The 26876-nt window shown below is 60.4% G+C and carries 10 protein-coding genes; 6 read left to right on the plus strand and 4 right to left on the minus strand.

Going from position 1 to position 26876, the window contains the following annotated elements:
• The coding region (locus J2Z17_RS24945; RefSeq protein ID WP_209949539.1) for a DUF6923 family protein at positions 1–3317 on the minus strand (3317 nt) is incomplete at its 3' end.
• Between the two features lie 624 nt (positions 3318–3941).
• Here J2Z17_RS24945 and J2Z17_RS24950 point away from each other — a divergent pair.
• Positions 3942–4361, plus strand: coding sequence for a helix-turn-helix domain-containing protein (locus J2Z17_RS24950; protein ID WP_209949541.1), 420 nt, complete (start codon positions 3942–3944; stop codon positions 4359–4361).
• 139 nt (positions 4362–4500) lie between these two features.
• Here J2Z17_RS24950 and J2Z17_RS24955 read toward each other — a convergent pair whose 3' ends face one another.
• From J2Z17_RS24955 to J2Z17_RS25495, 3 genes are all read right to left on the minus strand, one after another.
• Positions 4501–5625 carry a helix-turn-helix domain-containing protein gene (locus J2Z17_RS24955; RefSeq protein WP_209949543.1) on the minus strand — a complete coding sequence of 375 codons (1125 nt, stop codon included), beginning with the start codon at positions 5623–5625 and terminating at the stop codon, positions 4501–4503.
• Between the two features lie 93 nt (positions 5626–5718).
• Positions 5719–6834 (minus strand): helix-turn-helix domain-containing protein, encoded by a 1116-nt coding sequence (locus tag J2Z17_RS24960; protein WP_209949545.1) that lies wholly within the window; start codon positions 6832–6834, stop codon positions 5719–5721.
• 972 nt (positions 6835–7806) lie between these two features.
• Complete coding sequence (locus J2Z17_RS25495; protein WP_280923408.1) at positions 7807–8856, minus strand: helix-turn-helix domain-containing protein; 1050 nt, start codon at positions 8854–8856, stop codon at positions 7807–7809.
• Positions 8857–9394: 538 nt separating this feature from the next.
• Between J2Z17_RS25495 and J2Z17_RS24970 the strand changes: the two genes are divergently transcribed.
• The 5 genes from J2Z17_RS24970 to J2Z17_RS24990 all read left to right on the plus strand — a co-directional run.
• A complete protein-coding gene (locus J2Z17_RS24970; protein ID WP_209949547.1) occupies positions 9395–10765 on the plus strand; it encodes a glycosyltransferase family 4 protein in 1371 nt (456 codons plus the stop codon).
• 29 nt (positions 10766–10794) lie between these two features.
• On the plus strand, positions 10795–11883 hold the full coding sequence (locus J2Z17_RS24975) for a helix-turn-helix domain-containing protein (protein ID WP_209949550.1): 1089 nt from the start codon (positions 10795–10797) through the stop codon (positions 11881–11883).
• 550 nt (positions 11884–12433) lie between these two features.
• Positions 12434–13939 (plus strand): TolC family protein, encoded by a 1506-nt coding sequence (locus J2Z17_RS24980; RefSeq protein ID WP_209949552.1) that lies wholly within the window; start codon positions 12434–12436, stop codon positions 13937–13939.
• A gap of 6 nt (positions 13940–13945) precedes the next feature.
• A complete protein-coding gene (locus J2Z17_RS24985; protein WP_245224353.1) occupies positions 13946–14857 on the plus strand; it encodes an efflux RND transporter periplasmic adaptor subunit in 912 nt (303 codons plus the stop codon).
• 45 nt (positions 14858–14902) lie between these two features.
• A partial coding sequence (locus J2Z17_RS24990) for a beta strand repeat-containing protein (protein WP_425342650.1) occupies positions 14903–26876 on the plus strand: 11974 nt, incomplete at its 3' end.

Here is a 26876-nt window from a genome sequence, read left to right on the forward strand (position 1 = left end):
GTGTTGGCGTCGTATTGGTCGACGAACACGTAGTTCTGCGCCGTCGCACCGCCGTCATTGGTCAGCGTCACCCGGTAGTCCAGCGTCTCGCCGGGTTCGGCAATATCGGCAAGCGTGCCGCCCGTCTCCTTCGTCAGGCTCTTGGCCGGCGTCACCTGCGCGGCCGTCGGCGTACACACGAGGTGATCGACCTCGTCACCTGTCGGCGGGCAGAGGGGGTCACCTGTCGGCGGGACACCGGTAAATGCCAGGTTCTTAACCTCCTTCAGGCCGGCCAGGTCGCCGTCGAAGGCATCGACCAGCGTCACGGAAAGCGTCACCGTCTTTTTCTTGTTGGCCGGTACCGTCACGATCCAGTCGGCCTGGCCATTCTCGTCGTTGTAGCTGCCGCCATCCGACACCACCGCGCTGCCTTCCACCATGGCCCCGACCGGATAGAAGCGGTCCGACAGTTCGAAGTCCGTCGCATCCGTGCCGCCGTGATTGAAGAGTTCGATCTGATAGGTCAGCGTCTCGCCGGGTTCGGCCACGCTTTGCTGGGTGCCACCCGTCTCCTGCGTCAGGGTCTTGATGAAGGTCACGTCGGGTGCCGTGGGCGTCACCACGCAATGATCACCCTCCCGGTCTGCACCACCGACGGTGCAGACCGGCTCAGGGTCTCCCGTCCTTCGAACCGAGTTGATCACTTCGGCAGTCCCTTCGGGCAAAGGATCCGCCACCTTTGCCTGCAGCGTCAGGATACGCCTGGCCGGTGCGGTGATGATGCCGCTTTCGTCGACGGTGGCTGCCGGAATGTCGAGGCCGTCGACCCGCAGGACAGTCCGTCCATTGTCCACGCTCACCGAGATCTGACCGGTCGGCACAGCGACGCCATCGAGCTTCAGGCTGCCCTCGACAAAGGCGAGATTGGCATCGAGCACATCCGTCAGACTGTAAGCCGGATCGCCGCTGCCACCGCGGTTGGTGATCGTGATCTGATAGTCCAGCGTACCGCCGGCTTCAGCAACCGTCGAGCTTTGGGGCGCCAACTCCTTCTTCACCGTGATGTTCGGTACGGTATCGATAGGCGGCGGGCACGCGTCGGAGCCTTCGACACAGGGCAGTTTGCCCACGAGATTACCGACCTGACCAATGTCTACCGGCGGATTGCCGGCCCCGATCAACGGGTCGACGAGTGTTACCTTAATGGTCCGCGTTGCCGTATCACCGGGCGCCAGGGAATCGATGATCCAGGTGGTGATGCCGGTAAAATGTCCGCTGGCATCGGTTGTCGAGTTGCCGTCATCGCCCTCAATGGCGATGCTGTTAATGGCAGCGATCGCCTGGGCGGGGAAGAAGACATCGCGCAACAGGTAGTTGGTGATTGTGCTTCCGCCGGTATTCTTCACCGTCAACTCGTAAGTCAGGGTCTCGCCGGGCTCGGCCAGGTCCGGATCAGCGCCGTTGCCACCGATAAAGGTCTTCTTAAGTTCCACCTGCTGGGTCGGTGTTTCAACGCAGAGCGGTCCATCACGATCGTCGCTGCCGGGCGAGCAGTCCGGCGCCGGATCCTCGGTGCGGTGGGTGAAGTTGACCACCTCGTTGACACCGGTCAGGTTCGCCGCGACGATTGCCTTCACGGAAACGATCACGAAGTCCTTTGCGGGAATTGTCAGCCCCTGCCAGGTAAGCGTCGTCTTTCCGATCGATGGCGTGTCAGCAGCGACGCTCGCAGTTGGGGTCGCGCTGGAGAAAACCAGGTGTTCGTCCAGGACATCAGTCAGGTTGAAGTCCGTAACCGGCGAACTGCTGTTGTTGTTGATCTTGATCTGGTATCCGAGCGTCTCCCCCGCCTCGGCGATGCCGGTCAGTGTGCCGCTTTCGGAAGAGAGCGTTTTTTCGATGGTGATCGGCGGCGCGTCGTCATCGATGGCGAAATTGTCACCGGTGTCGATGTCCTCGAATGCCGGATCCGGCGTAATGTCTACACGGTTCACGAGGTTGCCATGCGCCGCGGGGTAATCTTCCGGCACGGTGAAACTGACCTCAAAGGTCACAGTGGCTTTCAGCGGAAGATCGATCCGAACGTCGATGGCGCCGGTACCCGAGAGGATCTGGTTGCCATTGGCATCGACAGGGCAGATGCCGTTATCATCCGCATCGGTGCCTCCCAGTGTGCCGCCCACGCAGGTCCAGGTGACCGTATTCGGGTCAATGCCCTCCGGAAGGGTATCCACGATGCGGACATTCGGCGCACCGAAGACATCGCCATTGCCCGTATCGGGGTTGGAAGCGACGATTTCGTAGGTTCGCTTTTCTCCGGCCGCATAGGCATCATCGGCTAGATCATCAGGACCTTGCGCAGGCGTATTGGTCTTGGTCACCTGCGGATTGATCTTGAAATTCACCAATTCGCTGACGCAATTGGCCCCGTCGTTCACATCCGTAGGGTTGGTCGTGCCGATCTTGGTGGCGCGCGCCGTCTGAAGATTGAACTGGTAGAACTTGCCATCATTTTGCGCGCCGAAGAGCACCGGCTCTCCGCTCTCATCCCGCCCGGAAAAAAGGCCGCCGATGCGGCTGCTTGTGATCCCGGTCTTGCCGATCGATACGGACGCGCCCGTCGCGGGGTTGATGGCAAGCAGCGTGTAGTCGGGACGGCTCTGATTGAGCGCGTATATGACGCCGTTGGGTGCCCAGGCGATGTCGGAACTGTCGAAATCCCGGTCACTGCCGTCCTCTTTCGTGACAGGCAGCTTGGTCGCGACGAGCTTTTCGACCCCGATCTTCTTCAGATCAATCGTGAAGAGGTTATTGCCTGTGCCGAATTTCTTGATGTAGTAGATGCCGTTATTGTCGATCGTCCCTGCATTGACCTGGTCCAGACCGGCGCCCTCGATCCCATCCACGTCCTGGACACCCGACTTTGTCGGATCCGCATCGATAATCGTGGCGACACCGGAATTGTCGATGCGAACGAGATTGAGGGTGGCATTGCCATTGTTATTCAGGCTCTCGAAAGCATAGAGATAACCATCATAGTAGGCAGTGCCATTATACTGCAGGGTACTGGTCCCGAGCGGCAATGCCGGCTGGGTGACCGGGTTCGTCGTGATGTTCAGCTCGAAGAGTTTGGTCGGCGCATCCTGGGAGAGCCAGACAATGCCGGGACGGCAGGTCAGTTGGTCCGCCGTCTGGGCTTGCGCCAATTGCAAATCCGGGGTGAAGACCTGCACACCAGCAGCCATCGCCGCTGCCACAACGACAGTGCGCGCCACCTTACTTAGTGCATTAAAGATGATCGTGCGGAAATTCACCGCAAAATGGCCGGACTTCATTAGCAACGTCCCCTAGGATTTCGGGATACGCGCAACAATCTCAGTAGAAAAATTCGGCGTCACAGAAAAACAGTGAAAAATATTTCGTTAATGAAATGTTAACCAATCAAATTTGCCGAATTGCAGACATTCACCAGGAAATTTGCACGTTCTACTTTCATTTTTTTCTTTATTTCATTGATTCGTGGAATGGCCGTAGGTGCACAACCCTTGCGGATCTGCGCAAAAGCGCCCGCTAAACAACCCTCCGCTGGCAAGGCAGGCGCTGAGCGCCCGAATGCCTGCCCTGAAGCCGCTCTGGGTGGGTCCGGCACCAATCGGACGCTTGCTGATGACGGGTACCCGATGACGCCACTGCGATTGCCGGAGTGGGAGACTGCACAATGGGGGCTTGGCCGCCCAGGTCCCGGTGACCGCAGCCTATGAGATGACCTCCGGTCAGGTCCGCTGCGCAGCGCGATGTCCTCCCCGCGGGCCCCCGACGCAGCACGGGAAGAGCCAAGGGCAAGCTGTTGATTTCAACTGCACGTCCGCCCACGCCATGTGCACTCTGGCGGGTCGACAAGCGTGGTTAATTCAACAGATTGTCTTTGCGAAATTAATCAACCTGATCGGATAGGGTCGATGGCTAAAGAGCGGACAGATATTGACATTGTGGTCGCGTATAATCTGCGCAATCTCAGGCAATTGGCCGGCGTTACGCAAAAATCGCTGGCCGAGGCGACGGGCGTCACCTGCCAGCAGATTCATAAATACGAAAGCGGGGAATCGAGGATTGCAGCGGGCAAGCTTCCGGCCGTAACCAGGGCCCTCGGCTGCACGCTCGCGCAGGTTTTCCAGGGTCTCGAGATCAGCGAAAGCGAGCTGGGCCAGATGAGCTTCGCGGCAACCAAGCTGGCCGCGGATTTCGACAATATCGATTCCGTGGTCGAACGCGAGAAGATTGCCAAAATCGTCGCGTCCCTTGCAGTCGACAGGGCCAAGCCCTTGCCGGCAGACAACTGTGCGAACGCCGGAGAATGGCAACTGCGCGAGGCCAGCTGAGGCGGCGGCCGAACGGCTGCCCGGCTCATCTCATCAGGAAAATGCTGGCCATGCATGTCGCGGGCGCCGGGAGAACCACCGGTGCGCTGCCTTTATGCGCAGCGCACCGCTCAATCGGTGACGCTCTGACCCTCCAGGTCTACGCGTCCTGTCTTGCGACGATCGGATCCGACTTTCGGACCAATGTTGTTGCGCCTTGCCCTTCGACCGGATGAGAACGGGTGCCCCGGACCTGCAGAAGCCACTCGGAAAATGTCTCGGGCGGCGTATCCAAGGGAACATGTCCCGTAAGCTTCGCTTCGCGGGCCTCGGTCGGGCTGAAACCGAATTCTGCGTGAAACTGCCGGCTGAACAGCGCTGAATCGACATAGCCGTAGCTATAGGCAATGGAACTGATCAGCCGGTGATCTGTGGCGTCGGAGATGGCGCGGCAGCAGGCTGCGAGCCGTCGCTGCTTGATGAAGTTGGCGACACCGCCGTAACGTTCGAACAGATAATAGAGCTGGCGCCGCGAGATGCCGAGTGCCTGGCAGATGGACCGCGCATTGAGCTTCGGCGAGGTCAGGTTCAGTTGGATATATTTCCGCGCCAGATTGAAGCGTCCGGCGGAAATCGCCAGATCGGCCACCGCCACATTCTCGGCAACCGGCCGGAGCGATGCCGACAGCAATTGGGTGAAGGATTCGGTCACCAGCGACAGATCTGTCACCTGCTGCTTGCGGATAAACAGCTCCATCGACAGCATGTATTCCTTCAGGACATAGGAAAGCGGTCCATCGATCCGCCGCAGGCTCACGGCATCCAGCACGTCGGACAGATCGGAGAAATGATCGCGGCTGAGCAGCACGCGAATACTGTCGACGGTACCCGAACGTCCCTGAAAGGGATGGACCAGGGATGCCGCATGCAGGCTCCCGGCGGGCAGCCTGACGACTTGATCGCCGAGACGATTGACCTCGAACCCGCTCTTCAGGAAGGACAGGCACCAATGATCGATTCCCGACAACCGGACATGGTCGAGGGTGTGGCTGTATTTCATCGGATCGACACTGGCGGAGACGAGGTGCATCTTCCCCAGATCATAGGCGCGCGCCGTGGCATGAAAGCCGGGCGCCAGAACTTCGGTGGGCTCGACGCGCAACACGGGTGCTACCAGGCGCTGCCAGGCGGCAAACTGGTCGGGCTTCGCCTCGGTCATCGTGGTAAAGCGGTCAGCCCGAATGTGCCGAACACTGTCGGCGTAAATCTGATCAACGACTGTCAATTTTTTATGCCTTCAATTGTCCCTGCAGGATCTGCGCAAGCCGCGATCATCTGGCTGCAGGATAGCAATGCGGATTGTGGCGACACGCTGCAGTCAGCGAAACGACGCAAAGAACGGATTGCTGTCCGGGCTGATCACGGCGCTGCCGGTCTCGGGCGGCACTGTCACCAGCCAATTGTCGAAGGCGGTCGGCCCGGGCGCGACGCCTGCCCGTTCCCGCAGCTCGCTGGGACTGCACTCGAACTCCGCTCGAAAAGCCCGGCTGAACCGCGCGACATCGGCAAAGCCGAAGTCTTCCGCAATCGCGCTGATCGAGCATTTCCCCTGCGAGGACGAGATCGTATTAAAGCAGGCGACCAACCGTCGGGTCCGGATATAGTTGTGCACGCCGCCACGGCTTTCGAAAATCTTGTACAATTGGCGCCGGGAGACCGACAGCAGCGAGGCAATGGTATTGGCGTTCAGGTTGGGCGACTTCAGATTGTTCTCGATATAATTCCGCGCCATCTCGAAGCGGGTCATCATGATCGGCAGTTTCGCGGCATCGGCCATGTCGGGCGCATAGGATATGCCCGCCCGCACCATGGACATCGTCGCATCGGCGACCGTTGCCGTGTTCGACCGCCGCAGCGTCGGCAGCACCCGCGCAAGAGCCATGAGGTAGCAGCCGAGAAGAGGATGAACGAGAGGTGTGCTGTCAGCATCGGCCAGTCGATCAAGCAGGAATTCCATGCCTTGGAACTGTTCACGCGGCAGATAGAGAAACAGCGTCTCGTTGTCGCTCACATATCCGGTTCGCCCCTCCTCGTGATGCCGAAACTCGAGCTTGTGCCCTTCATAGCGGACACGCTGTCCTTCGTCGCCGATTTCTGCGTGTCCGTTTAGTCGCAACACCAGCACCCAGTGACCGCCAGCGACGCCGGAAGACGGCTTCGACGCATTTGAAAAGGCGTAGGATTCGGTCTCCGAGATGACAAAGCGCAGACCGTGCAAGTAATAGCCCGTGCGCTTTGCAAAAAAGCCGTCCCGCGCCTGTTTGCCAGGGAGAAAATGCGGCCGTCCGGCGGCAGAAAACTCCTGCTGGAATGCATCGAACTGGTCACATGGCGAGAAATCTGCCGTCGTAAACTGATATGAAGGCAGCAACATAGAGTCGAAATTCCGGAAATCGGGTTCCGATCTTATCTGTAACGCAGCGTTATTGCTCATATTCTCCCCGCAAATTAATTAAGTATTACAATATATACGTTAACATATATAGAAACGACTGCCACTTTAGACACTTCGTTATTTAGTCCGCCACGATTTAACCTACGGATGAATTTTTTATTATCAACTCAATCTGTGAGGCTTTGCACAAAGCGACAAGACATCTGCATGTATTGAGTATGCGATTAGTTTTACCTTTGATTGTAGCGCCCCATACCGCACACGCCCTTATGGAAAAGGGAATCAGCGCCTACCGTTCGGCTTCACGGGGAACCGGCTTCTGCGCACTGGATTGAAAACGCGGGAGGAAGGCTGATGGCAGCAAAACGCGCCTGCATGTGACGGTACTGCTGCAGCGTGGCCCCGGACCGTTGGTCGCAATATGCAGAAAGCCCTGCTTTTTCAAAACGCCGCATGGTTGACCGCGGTTGGCGACATCAGGCAGGATCAGCCCTTTGCAGCTCCGCTTCGGCAAGGTAATCGACCCGGCCTTTACCGACTGGGGCTCTCCGGGGCCAACCTTCGACACGCTTGCATCTTGCCGCTTCCAGCGCGGTCGGTAGCCACCACGTCGGCAACCGAATAGGGCATTGCGAACGACTGGTCGGACAGCAATGCTCATCTTACAATCCGTGCACCACCGCGTCACCGACGCAGGATTACCGGAACAACATCACATGAAAGGGAGGGGCGCAAAGCGGAAGCATCCGGCTGCAGGCCTTCGACGCGAGACGCACTCCTGGCCATGGCGGCCAGGTGGGAATGGACCATGCCGGAAAGGGGCATTCGCAGCATGGCCCATCGCCTGTCCTGGGAGACACGAACAGACGATTCCCGCATCAAACCTTAGGCTGCTGTCGAAGGTCGAGCGAGCGCCACCGCATAGCCGTGCACCACGGCACAAGACAACGGAATGCAGTCGCAAACATAGCGCGGCGCGAAACCGTAGTCTTAAGATCGGCGCTGCAAAGCTCAAAGCTCCCGGACCCGCAGCCATTGCGCAAAACTGCTCGGCGCCGCCCGGTGCAAAGGCGCAAGTGTCCCGGAGTGGCGCAGTTCTCGCGGCGTGTAGCCGTATTGCGCTCGAAAGGCGCGGCTGAACACGGCGGGATCCGAAAATCCGAAATCATAGGCGAGCGTACTGACCAACCGGTGGTCGCACGCATTTTCCAGCGCCAGATGGCAGGCCGCAAGCCTGCGTGTCCGGATGAAGGTTGCCAGACCTCCGCAATGCTCGAACATATAATGGAGCTTGCGCCGCGACACATGCAACTCGCGGCAAAGCGCCTCCACGTTAAGCGTCGGGGACGATAGGTTGGCATCGATATATTTTCGCGCCAGTTCGAAGAGGCTGGCGGCGATCGGCGGCGCCGCCTTTGCCACCCCGTCGGCCGTCGGCCGGATCGCTGCGGCGACAAGCGCCGCCAGGGAATTGACGACGACCGGAACGTCCTTCAGCGTCAGCGTCGATCTGTAGCGCTCGATCGCCAGGATGAACTCGCTCAAGATAATTTTCATGGTGCCGCCGATCGGCTTGTGGCAGGCCGCATCCATGGCCGCCGCCATGTCCGGAAAACTGTCACGGCTCATCCAGATGCAGATCAGTTCGCTGGCGCTGGCGGTGGCCACGCATGGGGTGGCAAGCGACCTTATGTCGATGCTGCCTGCCTGGCTGCGCAGCGCTCGACCGCCCCAGCTGCCGAATTCCGAACCCCGCTTTCGCAGGACAATCTGCCAGTGATCAATGCTGGTCTTGCGAATGTGGCCGCTGGTGCGGCGAAATTTCATCGGATCTACACGCAGCGAGGCAAGGTGCATGCGCCCAAGATCATAAGCTCGCGCCGTCGCGTGAAAGCCACGCGTGCTGTCGCAGGTCGGCTCGACCTCCATCATCGGCGCAAGAGTATCATGCCAAAGGGGAAACTGCTCCGGCGCCTGCTTGATCAATGTGCTGAAACGGTCTTCTCGGATGCGGATCTCGGCATCCCCGCCTTCGACCTGACATGAACCTGCCGCTATCATTGCATCCCCCCATTACAAGGCCCCGCCCATCGACGCGGGCCTGCTGTATAAGGAAATCCATAAGTATGCTACCGTTGTAATGGGCGTTGTAGCGAGCGTGTTGAGAAGCACTTATACCGTCGTCTTTACACAAAATCCGTGGATTTTGCGGTTTTCCTGCATCTTTCCCGCTGTCGGAGCGTGATCATTACCACGCATGCCGGGACGCGGGGGCTGACGATCGAGAGCCCAGCCAAACCGATCTTCTCCACACCGCGGCATGGCATTTTGCTCCCCTCTCCTAGCCGTGTTGACGAAGCCCGATATGGCACCCGTTACATCTTTCTCCTCTCTGCGTGCACGGACGGCGCTTTTCGATGTCGCCGGGTATCGGGGCAATGCAGGGTGAGACCTGCAATTCCGTTCGAATGGCAGGTGCAAGGCCCGCACCGTCGCTGCCCAGGTCCAGGTGTCCTGCCGAGAGCGGCTGATCTTCAAGACCGTGCGTCACCCTGTGCAGACCGCCGGTCTACCGTTTTCAGAAAGGTGGAGGCAGGATATGCAGCACTTCGGCAAAGAGATGGAATACCGGCCAGTCGGCGCAGGACGCATCCTGACCCAGGCGAGCCGTCCCCGCATCCTGTTTGCAACATCGGTGATACCCGCACCGGTCAGCAGCGACAGGGCGCAGCGAACCGACCAGACGCTGAGGGCACTGCTCGCTATCGGTGCGAAAGTGCATATCGTCGTGTTGAACATGACGGAAGCCGGCTCGTCGCCGCAAACCATCGCCGTGCGTCTGCGCGCGGCCTATCCCGGCTGCGACGTGACCGTGCTGACCCACCCGATGTTTCTGAGCAGGGCCGAGCGCATGAAAGCGGGCGCAGGAATGCCGGGGTCCGACACGATCAGGCTTGCCGATGCCATGGATCCGAGGCGAGGCGCGGTTTCCCGCATCGACCACTGCCCCCGGAGCTTTCGCGAACAGATCCAGGCGATGCTCGACGGCGGAAGCTGGGACGTCTATTTCAGCGACAGCGCCCGGATCACACCCGTCGAGGGTTATATCTTCTCCGGCTTGCGCCTCTGCGACAGCCATGATCTGCACGCACTGGAACTGCAACAACTCCAGGAGCGGCATGGCAAGGATCGGATGCGCCTCCGCCTGTTCTGCGCCATCCACCGCACCACGGAAAAGAGGCTGCTGAAAAACTTCGACAAGATACTTGCAGCCTCCCCGGCCGAGGCGGCGGTCCTCGGGGACTATGCCGGCACCGGTACGGACGTCATCCATGCCCCCGTGTCCTTCGAGCCCAAGGCGACAGCCAGCGACGGCAAGGCGACTGCACGAAACGGGTTGCTCATCGCCGGTTCCTCTGCGGGGCCGGATGTAGACGGTCTGCTCTGGTTCTTGGATCGGATCTTTCCCGAAATTCCGCCACGGATCGACGCTACCTTGACGCTGGTCGGTTCCGTTTGCCGCAACAGGGTCGTTCAGCAGCAGGCGAGACGATTCGGCGACAAGGTCGTGCTTGCCGGTTACCATGAGGATGCCGGCGCGTTTTACCGCTCCGCACAAATGGTGATCTGTCCCGTGCGCTATGGCAACGCCATGAAGACCAAAACGGTGGAAGCGCTGTCGCACAGCTCGGCGATCATCGGAACGAGCCAGGCCTTTTCCGGCATCGATGCGAGACCAGGGATGGATGCCCTGATCGCCGACGACGAGGCAACCTTCATCGCCCAACTCATCGAACTCCATGAAGACCAAGCACGTTGCGCGCAGATGCGCGTCAACGCAGGCGCGTTGTTCGACAGCCGGCACTGTTTCGCCCGATATGTCGAAACGATTGCAACACTCATCGACATGTCCGGGCCAGAATCCATAAATTTAAGACCATCAGGATCTACCGACGCGGCTCACTATTAGGAGTTGAGCGGCGAAGTCGAGGGACCACAATGTCGAATGAAGCGGAGTACAATCCGTGGCAACCCTTGCAATGCTTCGATCCCCCGACAGGGCGGATGCAGCCGAAGCAAAGCGCGCCCGTCGGCCCGGATTTCGACACGTCCTGCTTTCCGCCGGACGAACAATTCGAGCGCTTCGCCAACCAGTTGTTGCCGATTGCGGAACTGCGGCGGCCAAGGGGCAAAGATGACCGGCAGGGGCATTCGGGCTCCCTGCACGGCTTCGATATCGGGCACTCGCGCGTCCTGATCGGCAGCACCGAAGAGGTTTGCCTTGTCCGGACGAAACAGGATGTCGTCAGGCTCGACATGGATCACTGGGTCCTGTGGCACAATCTCGAAGGCATCTCACATATCGAGACGAACGGATCGACCAAGCGCGTGGGTCAGGGACAGATGGCCCTGGTGTCCATGGAGCGCCCTTTCGAGGCGACCTACACCCAAAGCAGGACTGCCTATTTCTTCATGCCTCGCGCGCTGTTTCCAGGCCTCGAATTTGTGATGGACCATTTCGCACTCGACCCGGAGAGCCCGCCGCCTTTTCATCCGCTGCTTGCCGAGTACATCCAGACCCTGACGCGCATGCTTCCACGGATGACCGACGACGAAAAGATATCCGCCGAGAACGCGACCGTTGCAATGATGCGCGCCTCGCTCAGCGGCTCGAGAGACAGCATAGCCGACGCGCGGCTGCCGATCCTGGCGGCTCAGTTCGAGCGGGCCAAACGCTTTATCGACGCCAACCTTGCCTCGCGCCACCTCACCATCGACAGTTTGCAGGCGGCGCTTGGCATTTCCCGCAGTCAGCTCTACGCGGTCTTCGAGCGTAGCGGCGGTGTCGCCCGGGTTATCCGGCAGCGGCGCCTTCAGGCCTGTTTCAGAGCGCTGGAACAAGAAGGCGAAACGCGGCCGATCCACCAGATCGCCGAAGCGTTCGGTTTCACCAATCCGGCCAATTTCAGCAGACTTTTCCGCGCGGAGTTCGACTGTACCGGTGAAGATATACGCCGTGCGGCAGAAGCCAGCCGTGCGGCGCCTTCCTACGGCGCATGGCTGCGCAAGCAGGATCTTGAACCGTAGTCCAGACGCTTGCTTGGTTTCCGCTGCGTCCGCCGCGCGCCAATCCGCGCCCGATAGCCCTGTGCGGCACGCAGGCGGATTGCGGCGGCATCCCCTTGCAATAATTGCCGTCTCCTGACCGGATTTTCGACCCAAGCCGGCCCTTCGCGCTGCGATGTTTTCACCGTGAAGCGTTGAGATCCAAAAAAATGCTCCCGTAGCTGCGACCTCACCTATCCCGCCCGTGCAAGAGCCTTGTGCAATCCTGCGGCGGCCGAAGCGAAGGGTAGAGCAAATGTGCAGGATGCCTGCCCCTATGCGCAGCACACAAAAGCCTTAAGTACAGCCTGAAATATATAATGCCATATAAAATGCTAAATAAAATCAAACCGTGATTTCAATGTCGCAGCATTACATGGAAATTTCATGTATTTCTTGAAATAAATCATGTCAATCATTCTGCATTTAATTTATTTTACACTTTGTTAACTAATATAACCTCGGATTTTTTTCTGGCTAAACTCAAAAATTGAGAGATTATACATTGCATTGATTCGTTTCTGGATGAGGCATGACTTTGGAAAAGCAGCAATGGCGAGCGCTCAAATGCGGGCTTCTCATGGCGCTATGTCTGGCGCTGACGGCCTGCACAACCTCCAGGATCAACAAGCAGGCGGCCGCCCGGCTGGACCAGTTGCGAACCGGATCGGTTACGCCTGCCTTACGCGCCGATGCCGAAAATGAGCTTGGCTATGCCATGAGGACCGACAAGGTTCTGCATGGTCTGAAAACGGAAAATGAAAAACTCGTCGCGGCACCGTCTCACGTTGCCTCGCTGCAGGAGCTGCTGGACGCGGCCGTCCAGCACAACGGCACGATCGCGAGTGCGGGCAACAAGGTCGGGCGCGCCACGGTCGACCGGCTGAACGCCCTGTTCGGCTTCGCCCCAAGCCTCAACGCCACCTACACGATCAACAAGCTGAACGAAAAGGTGATCAGTTCCGACAATGTCGTCTTCGATCAGGGACAGGCGAACTATCCGTTCATGACCGCCAACCTGACCCTCGACCAGCCGCTGTTCGATCTGTCCCGCGTCTACGGCTTTCAGTCGTCCGAAGCGGCCAAGAGCAAGGCCGAGGCCGATTACATGGCAGCGCTGGCAGAGGTCAGCCACGAGGTGTTCGAAAACTACCTCACCGCCGTCCAGTCCCAGGCGCGCAAGCAGTCGATCAATGAGCAGCAGGCCTTCCTCGATCGGCAGGTCGCCGGCGAAAATTCCCTGGAGAGAAGCGGTCTCGGCGACGTGGCCAGAACCGCCTCGCTGCGCAGCAGCCATGCGGACCTGGCAGCGGAGGAAGCGCTGGAAGCGGCAGATTACACCGACGCCCTGACAAACCTTGCCCGCCTGACCGGCCTGAACGTCTCGCAGATCGCCCCCTTCAAATTCCCGCAGAAGTTGCTCGGCAGCGAACGCGACATCGACCTGGAGAAATCCATTGCCGCCAGTCTGAAGAACAGTCCGGTGATGATCTCGTCGCGCCTTAACGTCGCCATCGCCAATACCCGCAGGCGCCAGGCCTGGGCCGAGGACTACGCGCCAAAGGTCAACGGCTTCATCACCTTTGCCGACGAGGACCGCGACGCCAGCCGTTTCGGCGGCGCCTCGCACACCCAGGATCTGACATTCGGCGTGAAGCTCACGGTGCCGTTGTTCAACCCGCGCGGTGCCGGTTACGCCGGCGTCGCCGCAGACATGGACGTGGGTGCAGCTGCGACCGATTACTACTCGACCTCAAGACAACTCGAAACCAAGCTCAGGGCGACCTATGGCCGAATGGGAGAATTGACACGGGCGCTGACCGCGCTGGAGGTCTCGGTCAAGCAGGCATCAACCGCATACAGGGCCGAGCGCGCCAAGTTGGAGAATGGCGAAACGGTCGATCTCGCGGTTGCTTCGCGACAGCTCAATCTGGCCAAGACGATCGAGAAGCGCGCCTATTATCGCGCGGAATACCTGCGGTCCTGGGGGGAGTTGCAATTCTTGATGGGCAAAAGCCTATTTCTGGAGAAGTTCTAGTTGTTTATGCGTTCTTACTTCCCGGCATGTCTTGCCGTCGCCGTCCTTGCCCCGAACATCGCCTGGGCAGGGGTTCCATTCGACCTTGCGACGAGCGACACCGCCGCCCTGTCGGCGATCAACTGCACGATCAAGCCGCTGCATGTCGTCGAAGTCAGTTCGCCGGTGCGCGGCATCGCGGCAAAGGTCTTCGTGCGGCCTGGCAGCCAGGTGAAGGAGGGCGACCCTCTGATCCAGCTCGACACCGAGATGGCCGAGGCCGACCTGCGGCTGGCGACCGGAAAGGCACAGGCGGATGCCACCTTGAAGGCGGCGATCATCAATCGCGACGGTCTGGCACAGAAAGTGGCCAGGATGGCGAAGGCCGCAGCCCAGAATGCCGTTTCTACCGGCGATTACGAGGCTGCGGTGCTCGAACAGACCCTGGCAGGCAATGCCGTGCTGCGGGAGACGCAGCAGCGGGATCTCGCGGCACTGGAACAGGCCAGAGCGCAGATGCTGATCGACAAATCGACCATTCGCAGCCCGGTTGCCGGTCGCGTCGGCGAAGATGTCATCGATCCCGGCGAGGCGGTGGACAACAATCATGTCGCCACGATCTACGTCAACCAACCCTTACGCATCGAAGCTTATGTACCGGCACCCGCCCTGCATGGTTTCCTGGCGCGGAAATCCGTCTCGGCACAGATCGGCGAGGCGGATGGCGCCCCGATCCCGCTGACGATGGACTACGTATCGCCCGTCGCCGATCTCGCCTCCAACACCGTTTCCGTCTTCTTCACCCTCAACCAGGCCTCGGTTCTCCCTGGCAGCAAATGCCTGATTTTCAACTCGCCCCCCGGCGGGGATGCGGCAGCACAGACCTCTGCCGGTCTAGCCCGGCGAGCGGTTGAGAACCCGCCCGCAGACATGCCTTGAAATTCACCATGAGCGCGGCTCGCAGCCGGTGGAAGGCCTTTTGCAATGTTTGACAGCCTGATTTCTGCAAGACGCTCGAATAACCCCGAGCCGACGATCTCGGAAGAGCCGAAGGGCGCGGTGCAGGTGCTCCAACCCGTTCTGCTGGAACCGAGAGTGATGCTCGATGCCAACCTGGAATGGGACCTCGGCGGCGGACTGCATGTCTCCGACGCGCTCACCAGCTTTGCCGATGCCTTCTCCCATCAGGTAGACGACATCACCGACTTCCTGCACGCCTTCCTGCACGACATCGAGACCGCCGCCCATACCCTGGATACGATGACCGGGCAGTCATCTCCCGACTCGGCGTCGGACGAACTGACCGGCGTCACCGACGCGGTGGCGCGCATTCTCGGTGCCATCGAGGAACTCCGGAACGGCATCCTCAGCACAGTCCACGACCTCGGCGCATCGGGCGGTGACAGCACCGACACCCTGTCGGTGCTCCTGACGGACGTGAAGCTTGACGGCAAGACGGTCATCAGTTTCCAGCAGGACGATGATCCGAGCAACAACGCCGTCGTCGACGTGTCGATCGCGCTGCCCGACGGCAGCATCGACATAGACGCCTTGCTGGCGAAGGTAATGGGTGACTTCTCGTTGTCGGGCGACCTCAGCCAGACCAACAACGAGAGCGTGGCGATCACCTTCTCCATCGGCTCGTCGGTCGATCTCAAGGACGGCGACGTTCAAAGCATCGGCGTCAGCATTTCCGATTTCGACTTCCCGGACCTATTTCACCTCGGCGGTGACGTCTCCGCGCCGGACGGTACAAATCTATCGCTGGGCATGCTTGATCTGAACGTGATCCAGGTCAACCTCGCCCAGCTGAGAATAGCCGTGTCGGCAGGCGATCTCGATCTTGGCATGACCTATGACGTCACCCATCACACGCAAAGCTCGCACTTCTCCGACTCAGATGCCATCGGCGTCGAAGCGCAGATCAAGCAGATCGGCAGCACGACATACGAGGCAATTCAGGCCGACAAGCAGTATGACCTCGTCTCTATCGTCTCCACCGGATCGCTCAATGTGTCCGGCACGGATTATGCCTATACCTCGGACCTTATCCTTTCGTCCGCACTCGAGAGCCATGACGCAAGCACGCCGCTCGACAGCTTCGTCGATCATGCCTCGGTTGACTTCGACCTCCAACTGGCCGACACGACGGTGGAAGCCGGGCTGGCCCAGACCGTCGAGACGATGGTCAAGGCGTTTTCCGTCATGGGTGTCGATGAAGTCCTCGCGTTCCTGGCGGATATCGGCCAGTCGCTGAATGCCATCCTCTCGGACTCGGCTTTCGACATCGATCTGCCGCTGACGGATCTCAACCTCAGCGACGTCATAGACCAGCTCACCGGCATACTGTCCAATCTGCCGGACGAATTCCGCATCGATCCGGCCAGTATCGGCTTCGGCACCGACGACGCAGCGATCAATCTCTTCCATCAGATGACATCGCAGGAGAGCGGCGCGATCTCGGCCGCCATGCTGAACACGCTGTCGGGCTATTCCAGCATCACGCTCTCCATTATCGATGCCGCCGGTGTGATCCACACCGTCGCCGTCCACCTCGATGCCGCCGTGACCAACGCCAATGCCAGCGTCGAGGACCGCCTGGCGGCGCTTGCGGGCCTGTTCAGTGGTGCCCTTTCGAGCTACGGCATCACCGCCGGCGTCGACGGCACGGCCCTGCGCTTCTCCAGCACCAAGACCACGGTCAGTGGCAAGAGCGGCTATGCGACCTTTGCGCTGACATCGGCAACGACCAAGAACGGAACCGAGGACGACGACTTCGGCCTGGCCAATCTCGGTTTCGGCGAGACCAGTTACATTTCGATCGACGGGGTCTTCGACGTCGACAGCTGGGCGCAAGAGCAGATCCTGCGCTTCGGAGACGCCAGCGAGTCCGCGGCCACCGGTGCCATAGACTTCAGCAATCTCGAAGACGTCCACATGCTGCGCTATACCATCACGATTGATGGAGTGCAGCGCTATCTGGACGTGACCTCCGAAGATGGCTGGTCGAGCTCCGCTGATCTTGCCGCCGACATCAATAGCGCCCTTCAGCAACTGGGCGTCGGCGTCACCGCATCGGCGAACGGCGACAGTATCGCCTTCGCCCTCGATACGCATGAAAACCGCTTCATCACGATCGATGTCGACGTATCCCAACTGCTGCGCGCGTCCGATATCGACTCGCTCATGACCTGGGTCTCAGACACATTGGGCTCCGTGATTGATGGCGTCGGACTTGTCTTGACGACGAATGGCGAGCTCGTGCTGGACTTTTCCGGTCTTACCGCATCGCTGGTTTCCGACCCGGATGCGCCTGCGGACTTCAACGCCTCCGATATCGGGCTTGGAATGCTCGGCGATCTCACCTTGTCGGCCCAGCTGCAGACCTCCATGCACGCCGTGCTCAACGGGTCCGGTGGTCTCGATCTTCTAGGCTTCGTCAATGACCTGACGGCCAATGGAGAAACGGTTCTTAGTGCCAACACGTCTCTGGGCGGCGACCTCGCCGACCTGATGGAAGACAATATGTACTTCCAGGATGTCGCGCTTGCCGTCGATGTCCTCGCCACCGCAAGCAACATAACCGGCTCCGCAAATGTCGGGATGATCTCCGTCGATATCGGCAGCCAGAATGCCAGCGAAAATTTCCTCGTCCTCAACGCCCAGCTCGACGTCACGCTGGTCGGCACCGACGAGAATGGCAATTTCTCAGATCGTCTGTCCTTCAGCAATGTCCTCGATGCAATCCTGACCCGTGTCGACCAGGTGGGTGACGAGGCTGTCGTGACCGAAGCGCTCGGTGTCTCCTCGCTGATCGGCAGTTTCAATCTGAGGGGCGGTATCCTCGCCAATGGTGATGGACACGGTATCGATGCCAACGGCAATATCATCGATGCGACCGGCAAGGTTGTGGTGGTCGACGCCGACACCTATCCCGGGGGAGACCCGCTGGCGGAACTGCTCGTCCATCTGGGCGATGTAACGGTCACCGTCTCCGGCCTGGAGGGCATAGGCTCAGACCTGATCGACGGCGTAGACTTTACCGTCGCCGATCTGCTGCAGCTGGCCGACACGGCAACGGTTGCACTCACGGGCTCCGACGCAGAGTCGCTGTCGTCGCTTGGCGCCCTCACCTCGCTGGATGACGACGATATTTTCGCGTCCCTCGTCGCCATTGCCAACATGCTGGAGTTGGTAACCGACTCTCTGTCCGAAGAACTTCCCTTCCTCGATCAGGCGATCCCGCTTCTGAACTTCTCGATCCTCGACGTCATCAGCTTCTCGGCCGATTTTGTCGATGCGTTGAACGCCTTGCGTAACAATCCCCAGAGCGGCCTGGATGTCGTGGAAGGCTATCTGAACAGCGTGTTCGGCGAAGGCTCGACCGAAGTCACCTGGGACGCGGCCACGCAGACAGTGCTCTTCGACCTGAGCTTCGATTTCCTGGAGGACTACGCCACGTCTTCCAATTTCCAGCTCGATATTGGTGCGCTGCTGGGCGATGCACTCAGCTCGATGCTGGGTGACGACCTTGCCGACATCGTCAGCTCGCTCACGGCGGCCGGCGCAGGGGCAACACTGGTCTTCAACCCCCTGCTGTCCTTCAATTTCTCCTTCGGCATCGATCTCAGCAATTCGGGCCTCAACCCGACGACGGTCGCCAGCCGCGATACGCCGCTCAGCGAACTGGCCGACGCTTCGACCGTCAACCTCAATCCCAACGAAGGCGCCGAAATCAAGATCACCTGGGAGAACGCCGACAGCGGAGAGAGCCAGACCCTGAAATTCGACGCCGACGGCTATGACACCGTCGGCGAACTGGTCGATGCGCTGAATACTGCCGTCAAGCAGAGCTTCGGCGACAGCGTCAGCGTCACCTTCGACGCCGAGACCGGGCAGGTCATGCTCGTCGACAGCGATGCCTCCAAGGTCGACAACACCGGTGTTCTGGCCCTGTTCGGCACGACCGACGCGGGCTCGACCGCGATCAACGGCGTGCAGACCATCGCCTTGTCGTCCGGTTTCCACGGTTATGACGAGGCGACCTCGTTCACCGTCAACATCGGTGGCGAGGACATCGCGATCGACATTCCGCAGGCGGATGGCCGCACCGCCGAAGGTTTCGCAGCCGCCGTCAATGCAGCGCTCAAGGAGCTCGACGTTCCGCGCAGCGCGCTCGGCGGCAATTCTGCCAACAGCTCGACTATTGCTGCCTCGCAACTGCTGAACGTCTCGGTCGGTGCGAACGGACAGATCGTCATCCAGGAGACGAACTTCGCCCAGGCAGCCGGCTACGACGCCTTTGCCTTCTCCGTCAGCGGCGCCGATGCGTCCGAAACGGTCTCCTTCACGGTCACCAATCTCGGCGGCTCCAACATCGCGACGATCCTCGGCCTCGTCACGACCGGTACCGTGATCGGCGGCAGCGTTGTGGGCGAGCCCCTGTTCACCGGGCACGATGCGGGGGCTCCCCGCATATTCCTCGACACCGAAAAGACAGGGCTGGAACTATCTTTCACCGCTGGCGCCGAAGATCTCAACCTCGAACTCGCGCTCGGTCCGATCACGATCGGGGTCTCCGACGGTGTGGCGATCATCAACGCCGGTGACGGTTCAGGGGACGCTGCCCATATTTCTCTGACCATCGCCGATATCGACGGTGACGATCATGATGGTCAGTTCGACCTTTCTGCCCTGGCGAAACTTGGCGGAACGTCGGGCCATTCCGTCAGCGACCTGTTCATTGTCGACATTCAGATCGGCATCGAAATCGACCTGCCGTTCAGCGACAATTTCGGACTCTTCGATCCGAGCGAAAATGGCCTCCACTGGATGACCACATTGCTCGGCATGGTCGACGGCGCGAATTTCGCCGACTTCTCCCTTTCCAATATTCGCGGAACCTTCGAAGGCGCGCTTGTCGATCTGTTCATGGACGGCAAGATCGACATCTCGGGTTTCGAGTTCAGCCTGCCGGACCTGAACGAGTATTTCAGCAACCTCAACATCTTCGACCTGCTGAACAATCCGACGCTCATCCTGGAAGGTCTGGACACGATCTTCAGCCAGATCCAATCCCTGCTCGACAACTATCTGGGCGGCATTGACCTGCCGCTGATCGGCGACGCGATCGGCGACGGCGTCACCATGTTCGAACAGTTCCGTTATTACGTGATCGACGCCGCACTGGAATATGCCCAGACGCCGCTCGAAGACGGCTCCAAGCCGACAACGGTCGATCTTCTCACCCACTTCGTCAACGACACGTTGAACTCCGTCTTCGGGACCGACGATGTCACCTACATGCAGGCCTATCTGAACACCGACGGCGGGACCAGCGACAGCTACATCTATGCGGTTTTGAACTTCTCCCAGGTCCTCTTCTCGGAGATGATCGATATCGATTTCGATCTCGGGATTCCAGGTTTCAACCTGGAGATGGAAGAGGGCTCGCAGGTCCTGATGCAGATCGCCTACACCGTCAACATCGGCTTCGGCTACGACAAGAACGGCTTCTTCCTCCTCAACGACACGGACGCACCCGAACTCGCACTCGAATTCCTGGTCGACGCCGGCAGCTTTGCCGGCTCCATGAGCATTCTCAATATTCTCGGCCTGTCTGCAGCCGCGGTCACAACCGACGAGGACGGAAACCTCATCGCCGGTGACGGCACCGCCTATGTGTCGGCAAGCCTCGAGGCTGACCTTTTCGGGACCCAGGGCCTGACGATCGCCAGCCCGGATGCGCAGGTACCGGGTGTGGAAACGCCCGGTACCGCCTATCGCGATTTCAGCGGCATCGTGTCCCTTGATGCGGAGGGCCACGAACTGACGTTCGAGAACATGATCTATTTCTCGCAACTCAACTTCAACAATCTGGCCGCATTGTCCTTCCACGCCGAGTTCGACATCCAGATCGCCTTCGAGGCGAATATCTTTGACCCGAACACCGCAGAGCCGATCAAGATCGGCGGGGTGCAGATCATTCCGTCGCTGGCAACCGAATTCCTGTTTCATGGCAGCTATAACGGCGGTGACGCCGCCGTCACGATCGACAAGCTGGAGTTCTCAAAAGTTCGCGTGGACGCCTCGGCCATATACGATGCGTTTCTGGCTCCGATCCTCGATCCCATCATGGAATTCATCGAGCCGTTGGCGTCAGCGTTCGACTTCCTCGGCGACTTCCCGTTTGATCTGCTCGTCGATGTCCTGAGCAAATTCTGCCCAATTCTCGGAATCATCGATTCGGTCGCCCAAACGCTCAATGACATTGCGGATTTCATCACTGCAATCGAGAAGACGGGTGGCTGGCTGGAGATCGGCACCTACGACTTTACCCATGCGGCCCAAGACGCGCAGGAAGAGGGTTCGACCAAGCTCGACACGCATGATGTCAAATTCACCGCCACCCCAGGTAAAACGAACGCCCTACTGACCACGGGCGCGGGCACCGCCCCCGGCACGACACCGGTTGCCAAAAATCCCACCGGCTTCTTCGGCGATATCAGCAAGGGTTTCTCGGTCGAAATCAATCTTATCACCGATCCCATGAACGTGCTGAAGATGCTGCTTGGCGATCTCAGCAATGTGCAGATCGTCACGGTCAATTACACGCTGTTCGACATGCATATGCATTTCGATCTGGCCGAAACGATCATCGAAACCCTGCATATGCCGGGCTGGGCCGCAAAGATCATCAACAGTGCGTTCAAGTTCACCCTCGACTTCGATATGGAGGCGCGGTTCAGCGTCGTCTACACGCTGGAAGGCGTGGTGAACTTTGTCGAGACGCACGATGCGGAAAGACTTCTCGACGGGATCAACATCGATACCGATCTGCTCTATGTAAACATCCACATAGCAGCGGGCCTCAACTTCACGATCGCAGGCCTCGACGTCTCCGGCGGGGTGACGATCGACCTCAACTTCAATGACCCGAACGGCAATGGTCTGCTGAGCTTCCCCGAGCTTCTGGAGATAATTGGTGCGGTGGGAGACGCCGACAACTTCTGGGATGCACTCGGCTATATCTTCGAAGGCACGTTCGAGGTCGATTTCCATCTGGGCATCTGGGTCGGTATCGACCTCGGCTTCTTCAGCTTGAAATGGCATGCCGACATCATCAGCTTTGACCTGAACTACCATTTTGGTGGCAAGGATCTGCCGCCCCATATGTCCAACGACTTTGGTCGTGGCGGTACGGCCATCCTCAATGTGGGTGCGAATGTCGCAGCCAGCTTCTCGAAGATTACCGAAGACGGAAACGACCATATCGTCGTCAGGCAGGACGGCTCGAAGATCGCCATCGACATGTCTCAGGGCGGTGCGCCGGTGACAGGGGAGATCAATTCGAACGCCGGCGCGATCATCATCCCGGCGGGCGAAGGCAACAACGTGGTCGATCTCAGCCAGATGAGCGGCACCACGACGATCACCTATACCGGCTCCGGCAAGGATCAGATCACCCTGCCCGACACCGGCACCCATGTCGTATTCGCCGGCGGCGGCGACGACACCATCACCGCCGGCGAAAATGCCTCCGGGGTCTACATCATCTTTGGTCAGGGCGGTTCGGATACGGTCAACATACCGGGCGGGACGGTCATCTATATCGGTGACGACGACTACGGCATGCGTGACCTGTTCCAGACGGAGTTCGCCAACGGCAATGTCTCGGTCGAGGCAATTCTGCAGCTCGTCGGCCTCAACGCCGACGGCACGCCGAACGAGAACGCACCGGCCAATTATGCAGTCGGCTCGGGCACCTACAACCTGGCAGACCTGCTCACCAACTACACGGCAGCCACCCAGACGCTTGCCTCGGGGGCTGCCGATCACGTGACGCTCGGCGCCGTCGAGGGTGCGATCGTGCTGACGGGCGCCGGCAATGACGTGATCAATATCGATCTCGATGCGACCGGCGATGTCCAGGTGTTTTCCGGTGCCGGCAACGACCTCATTCAGACGGGCGGCAGCAATATCTACGTCGAAGGCGGTGCCGGCAGCGACATCATCCAGGTGGAGGGGGACAAGACCGAGGTCTGGGGCTGGGGCGCGGCCGCCGGCGAAAGCGGCCTGCCGGCTGATACCTCCTATCTCGGCGCGCTTGCCCTGTCGGACGGCGCAGACATCCTGATCGGCGGCTCCGGCGAAGATGTGCTGCACGGCCAGCTCGGCGACGACATCCTGGCCGGCGGCGGGGGCGACGACACGCTGTCCGGCGGCACCGGCAACGATATCATCACCGGCGGAACATTCCAGTTCACGTCGCCGGGCGGGGTTATCGACGTTGCCCATCTCGACCTCAGCCATCCTTTGAGTTCCCCCCTCTCGATCTCCGTCCTCGACGCGGCAGATGGCGACGACACGATCTATGGAGGGGCCGGCGACGACATCCTGGTCGGCGGCGGCGGTGACGACAGCATGTATGGCGAAGGTGGCGCGGATCTGCTCGTCGGCGACTTCGCAACGATCAAGACCACGTCTGCCATGATCGTCCAGAGCGTGATCTCGACCTTCGCGACATCGGCCAATGCAGGCACCGACAAGCTCGACGGTGGCAAGGGCAACGACATCCTCATGGCCGGCGGCGCCAAGGCTGGAGAAACCGAAACCCTTGTCGACGTCGATGGCGACAATGTGCTGATCGGCGACTTTGCCGAATTGCGCGGCACCCGCCTGATGGACGCGGTCACCTACATCGCCTCCATTGCCAGCGACAACGGAGGAGGCGACATCATCACGTCGGGCGCCGGCAACGACATCATCATCGGTGGCGAGGGGGCCGACACGATTTCGTCCGGCCTCGGAGGCGATTTGATCCTCGGCGACAACGGCATCATCGACATCGCCTCAAGCACGTTGACCGGCGTGGCGACGGCCAATGACGGCGACGATGTCATCGTCACCGGCCTGGGGCAAAGTTCGGGTTCCGGCACCACGCCGTTCGACCTCATCGATCTCGTGATCGGCGGCACCGGAAACGACACGGTCAGCGGTCAGGCGGGCGGCATGGTGTTCCTCGGCGATACCGGTACGATGAAGCTCAGCGCTACGGCCCTTTCGGCGCTGCGCTCCTACACACCTCCGTCGGCCGATGCGAGCGATGAAAAAATGGCGGCGGGCGCCAAGACCTTGGCGCTCATCCAGACGATCGTGCGCACGCTGGAAAGCACGGCGCAGACAACCGACGGCAACGATCATCTGAGCGTCGCGGGCGGCAATGTCACGGCCATCCTAGGCGGTGGCAACGACGAGGCGGATCTCGGCGACGGCGACGCGGCGATCCTCGGCGATGACGGCCGCATCACCGTCGATCCCGACAGCACCTACGAAAAATCCATCATCACGCTCGACAGTGCCGCCAGCCTGGCGGCAACAAATGCCGACCGGATCACTAGCGGAAACGGACGGGTTCTCGCCATCGGCGGCGCCGATGACGACAGGATCGAGCTTGGCAATGGCGGCAACTCGGTCGTTGGGGACAATGGCAAGATCGTCCGGTCCGAAGACGGCGGGGCGACCGTTGTCTCCACTCTCGCCAAGATCGGCGGCAACGACACCATCATCACAGGCGCCGGCGACGACATCGTCATCGGTGGCGCCGGCAACGACACGATCCACGCGGGCGACGGCAACAATACCATCCTCGGTGACAGCGGCTCCTACGGAAACGGTCGATTGGCGTCCGACAGCCTGCAGAACGACGGCGACGACATCGTCACCAGCGGCTCCGGCAACGACGTCGTCATCCTCGGCGGCGGCGCTGACACGGCCGATCTGGGCGACGGCGACAACTGGGTCATCGGCGACAGTGGCGAGATCGTCTGGACGGATGCAACCGATGTCTCGCTGACTACAACCTCGCCGGAGGTCGGCGGCGAAGACGCCATCAATACCGGTACAGGCGACGACATCGTTATCGGCGGTGCCGGCAGCGACACCCTCCACGCCGGCGATGGCGACAACATTGTCCTCGGCGACAGCGGCACCTACCAGGCCGGCTCGACCAACCGGCTCGTTTCCGAAACCCACGACAGCGACGGCGACGACATCGTCACCAGCGGCTCCGGCTCCGGCAACGACATCGTCATCCTCGGCGGCGGCAAGGACGCGGCCGATCTCGGCAATGGCGATAACTGGACTATCGGCGATAGCGGCGAGATCGTTTGGAAGGATGCAACCGATGTCTCGCTGACTACAACCTCGCCAGAGGTCGGCGGCGAAGACGCCATCAATACCGGCACAGGCGACGACATCGTTATCGGCGGTGCCGGAAGCGACACCCTCCACACCGGCGATGGCGACAACATTGTCCTCGGCGACAGCGGCTCCTATCAGGCCGGGTCGACAAACCGCCTCGCTTCCGAAACCCACGACAGCGATGGCGACGACATCGTCACCAGCGGCTCCGGCAACGACATCGTCATCCTCGGCGGCGGCAAGGACGCGGCCGATCTCGGCAATGGCGATAACTGGGTTATCGGCGATAGCGGCGAGATCGTTTGGACGGATGCCGCGGACGTCTCGCTGACTACAACCTCGCCGGAGGTCGGCGGCGAAGACGCCATCAATACCGGCACAGGCGACGAGATCGTTATCGGCGGTGCCGGAAACGACACCCTCCATGCCGGCGATGGCGACAACATCATCCTCGGCGACAGTGGATCATATCAGGCAGGCTCGACCAAGCGGCTCGTTTCCGAAACCCACGACAGCGACGGCGACGACATCGTCACCAGCGGCTCCGGCAACGACATCGTCATCCTCGGCGGCGGCGCTGACACCGCCGATCTGGGCGACGGCGACAACTGGGTCATCGGCGACAGTGGCGAGATCGTCTGGACGGATGCTTCGGATGTGTCACTGACCACCACCTCGCCGGAGATCGGTGGCAACGACACCATCACCACCGGAACAGGTGACGACATTGTCATCGGCGGTGCCGGCAGCGACACCCTCCACACCGGCGATGGGGACAACATCATTCTCGGCGACAGCGGCTCCTACCAGGCCGGCTCGACCAACCGGCTCGCTTCCGAAACCCACGACAGCGATGGCGACGATCTCGTCACCAGCGGCTCCGGCAACGACATCGTCATCCTCGGCGGCGGCGCTGACAAGGCCGATCTCGGCGACGGCGACAACTGGGTCATCGGCGATAGCGGCGAGATCGTCCGGACGGATGCCGTGGACGTCTCGCTAACCACGACCTCGCCGGAGATCGGCGGCAACGACACCATCAATACCGGCACAGGCGACGACATCGTCATCGGCGGTGCCGGAAGCGACACCCTCCACACCGGCGATGGCGACAACATCATCCTCGGCGACAGCGGCTCCTACCGGGCCGGCTCGACAAACCGCCTCGCTTCCGAAACCCACGACAGCGACGGCGACGACATCGTCACCACCGGCGCAGGCAACGACATCGTCATCCTCGGCGGCGGCGCTGACACGGCCGATATGGGCGACGGCGACAACTGGGTCGTCGGCGACAGTGGCGAGATCGTCTGGACGGATGCTTCGGATGTGTCCCTGACCACCACCTCGCCCGCCATCGGCGGCAGCGACATCATCACCACCGGAACAGGTGACGACATTGTCATCGGCGGTGCCGGCAGCGACACCCTCCACGCCGGCGATGGCGACAACATCATCCTCGGCGACAGCGGCTCCTACCAGGCCGGGTCGACCAACCGCCTCGCTTCCGAAACCCACGACAGCGACGGCGACGACATCGTCACCAGCGGCTCCGGCAACGACATCGTCATCCTCGGCGGCGGCGCTGACACGGCCGATCTGGGCGACGGCGACAACTGGGTCGTCGGCGACAGTGGCGAGATCGTCTGGACGGATGCCGCGGACGTCTCGCTAACCACCACCTCGCCGGAGATCGGCGGCGGTGACACCATCACCACCGGAACAGGCGACGACATCGTCATCGGCGGTGCCGGCA

Source organism: Heterorhizobium halophytocola, from assembly GCF_017873095.1.
GTDB classification, from domain to species: domain Bacteria; phylum Pseudomonadota; class Alphaproteobacteria; order Rhizobiales; family Rhizobiaceae; genus Allorhizobium; species Allorhizobium halophytocola.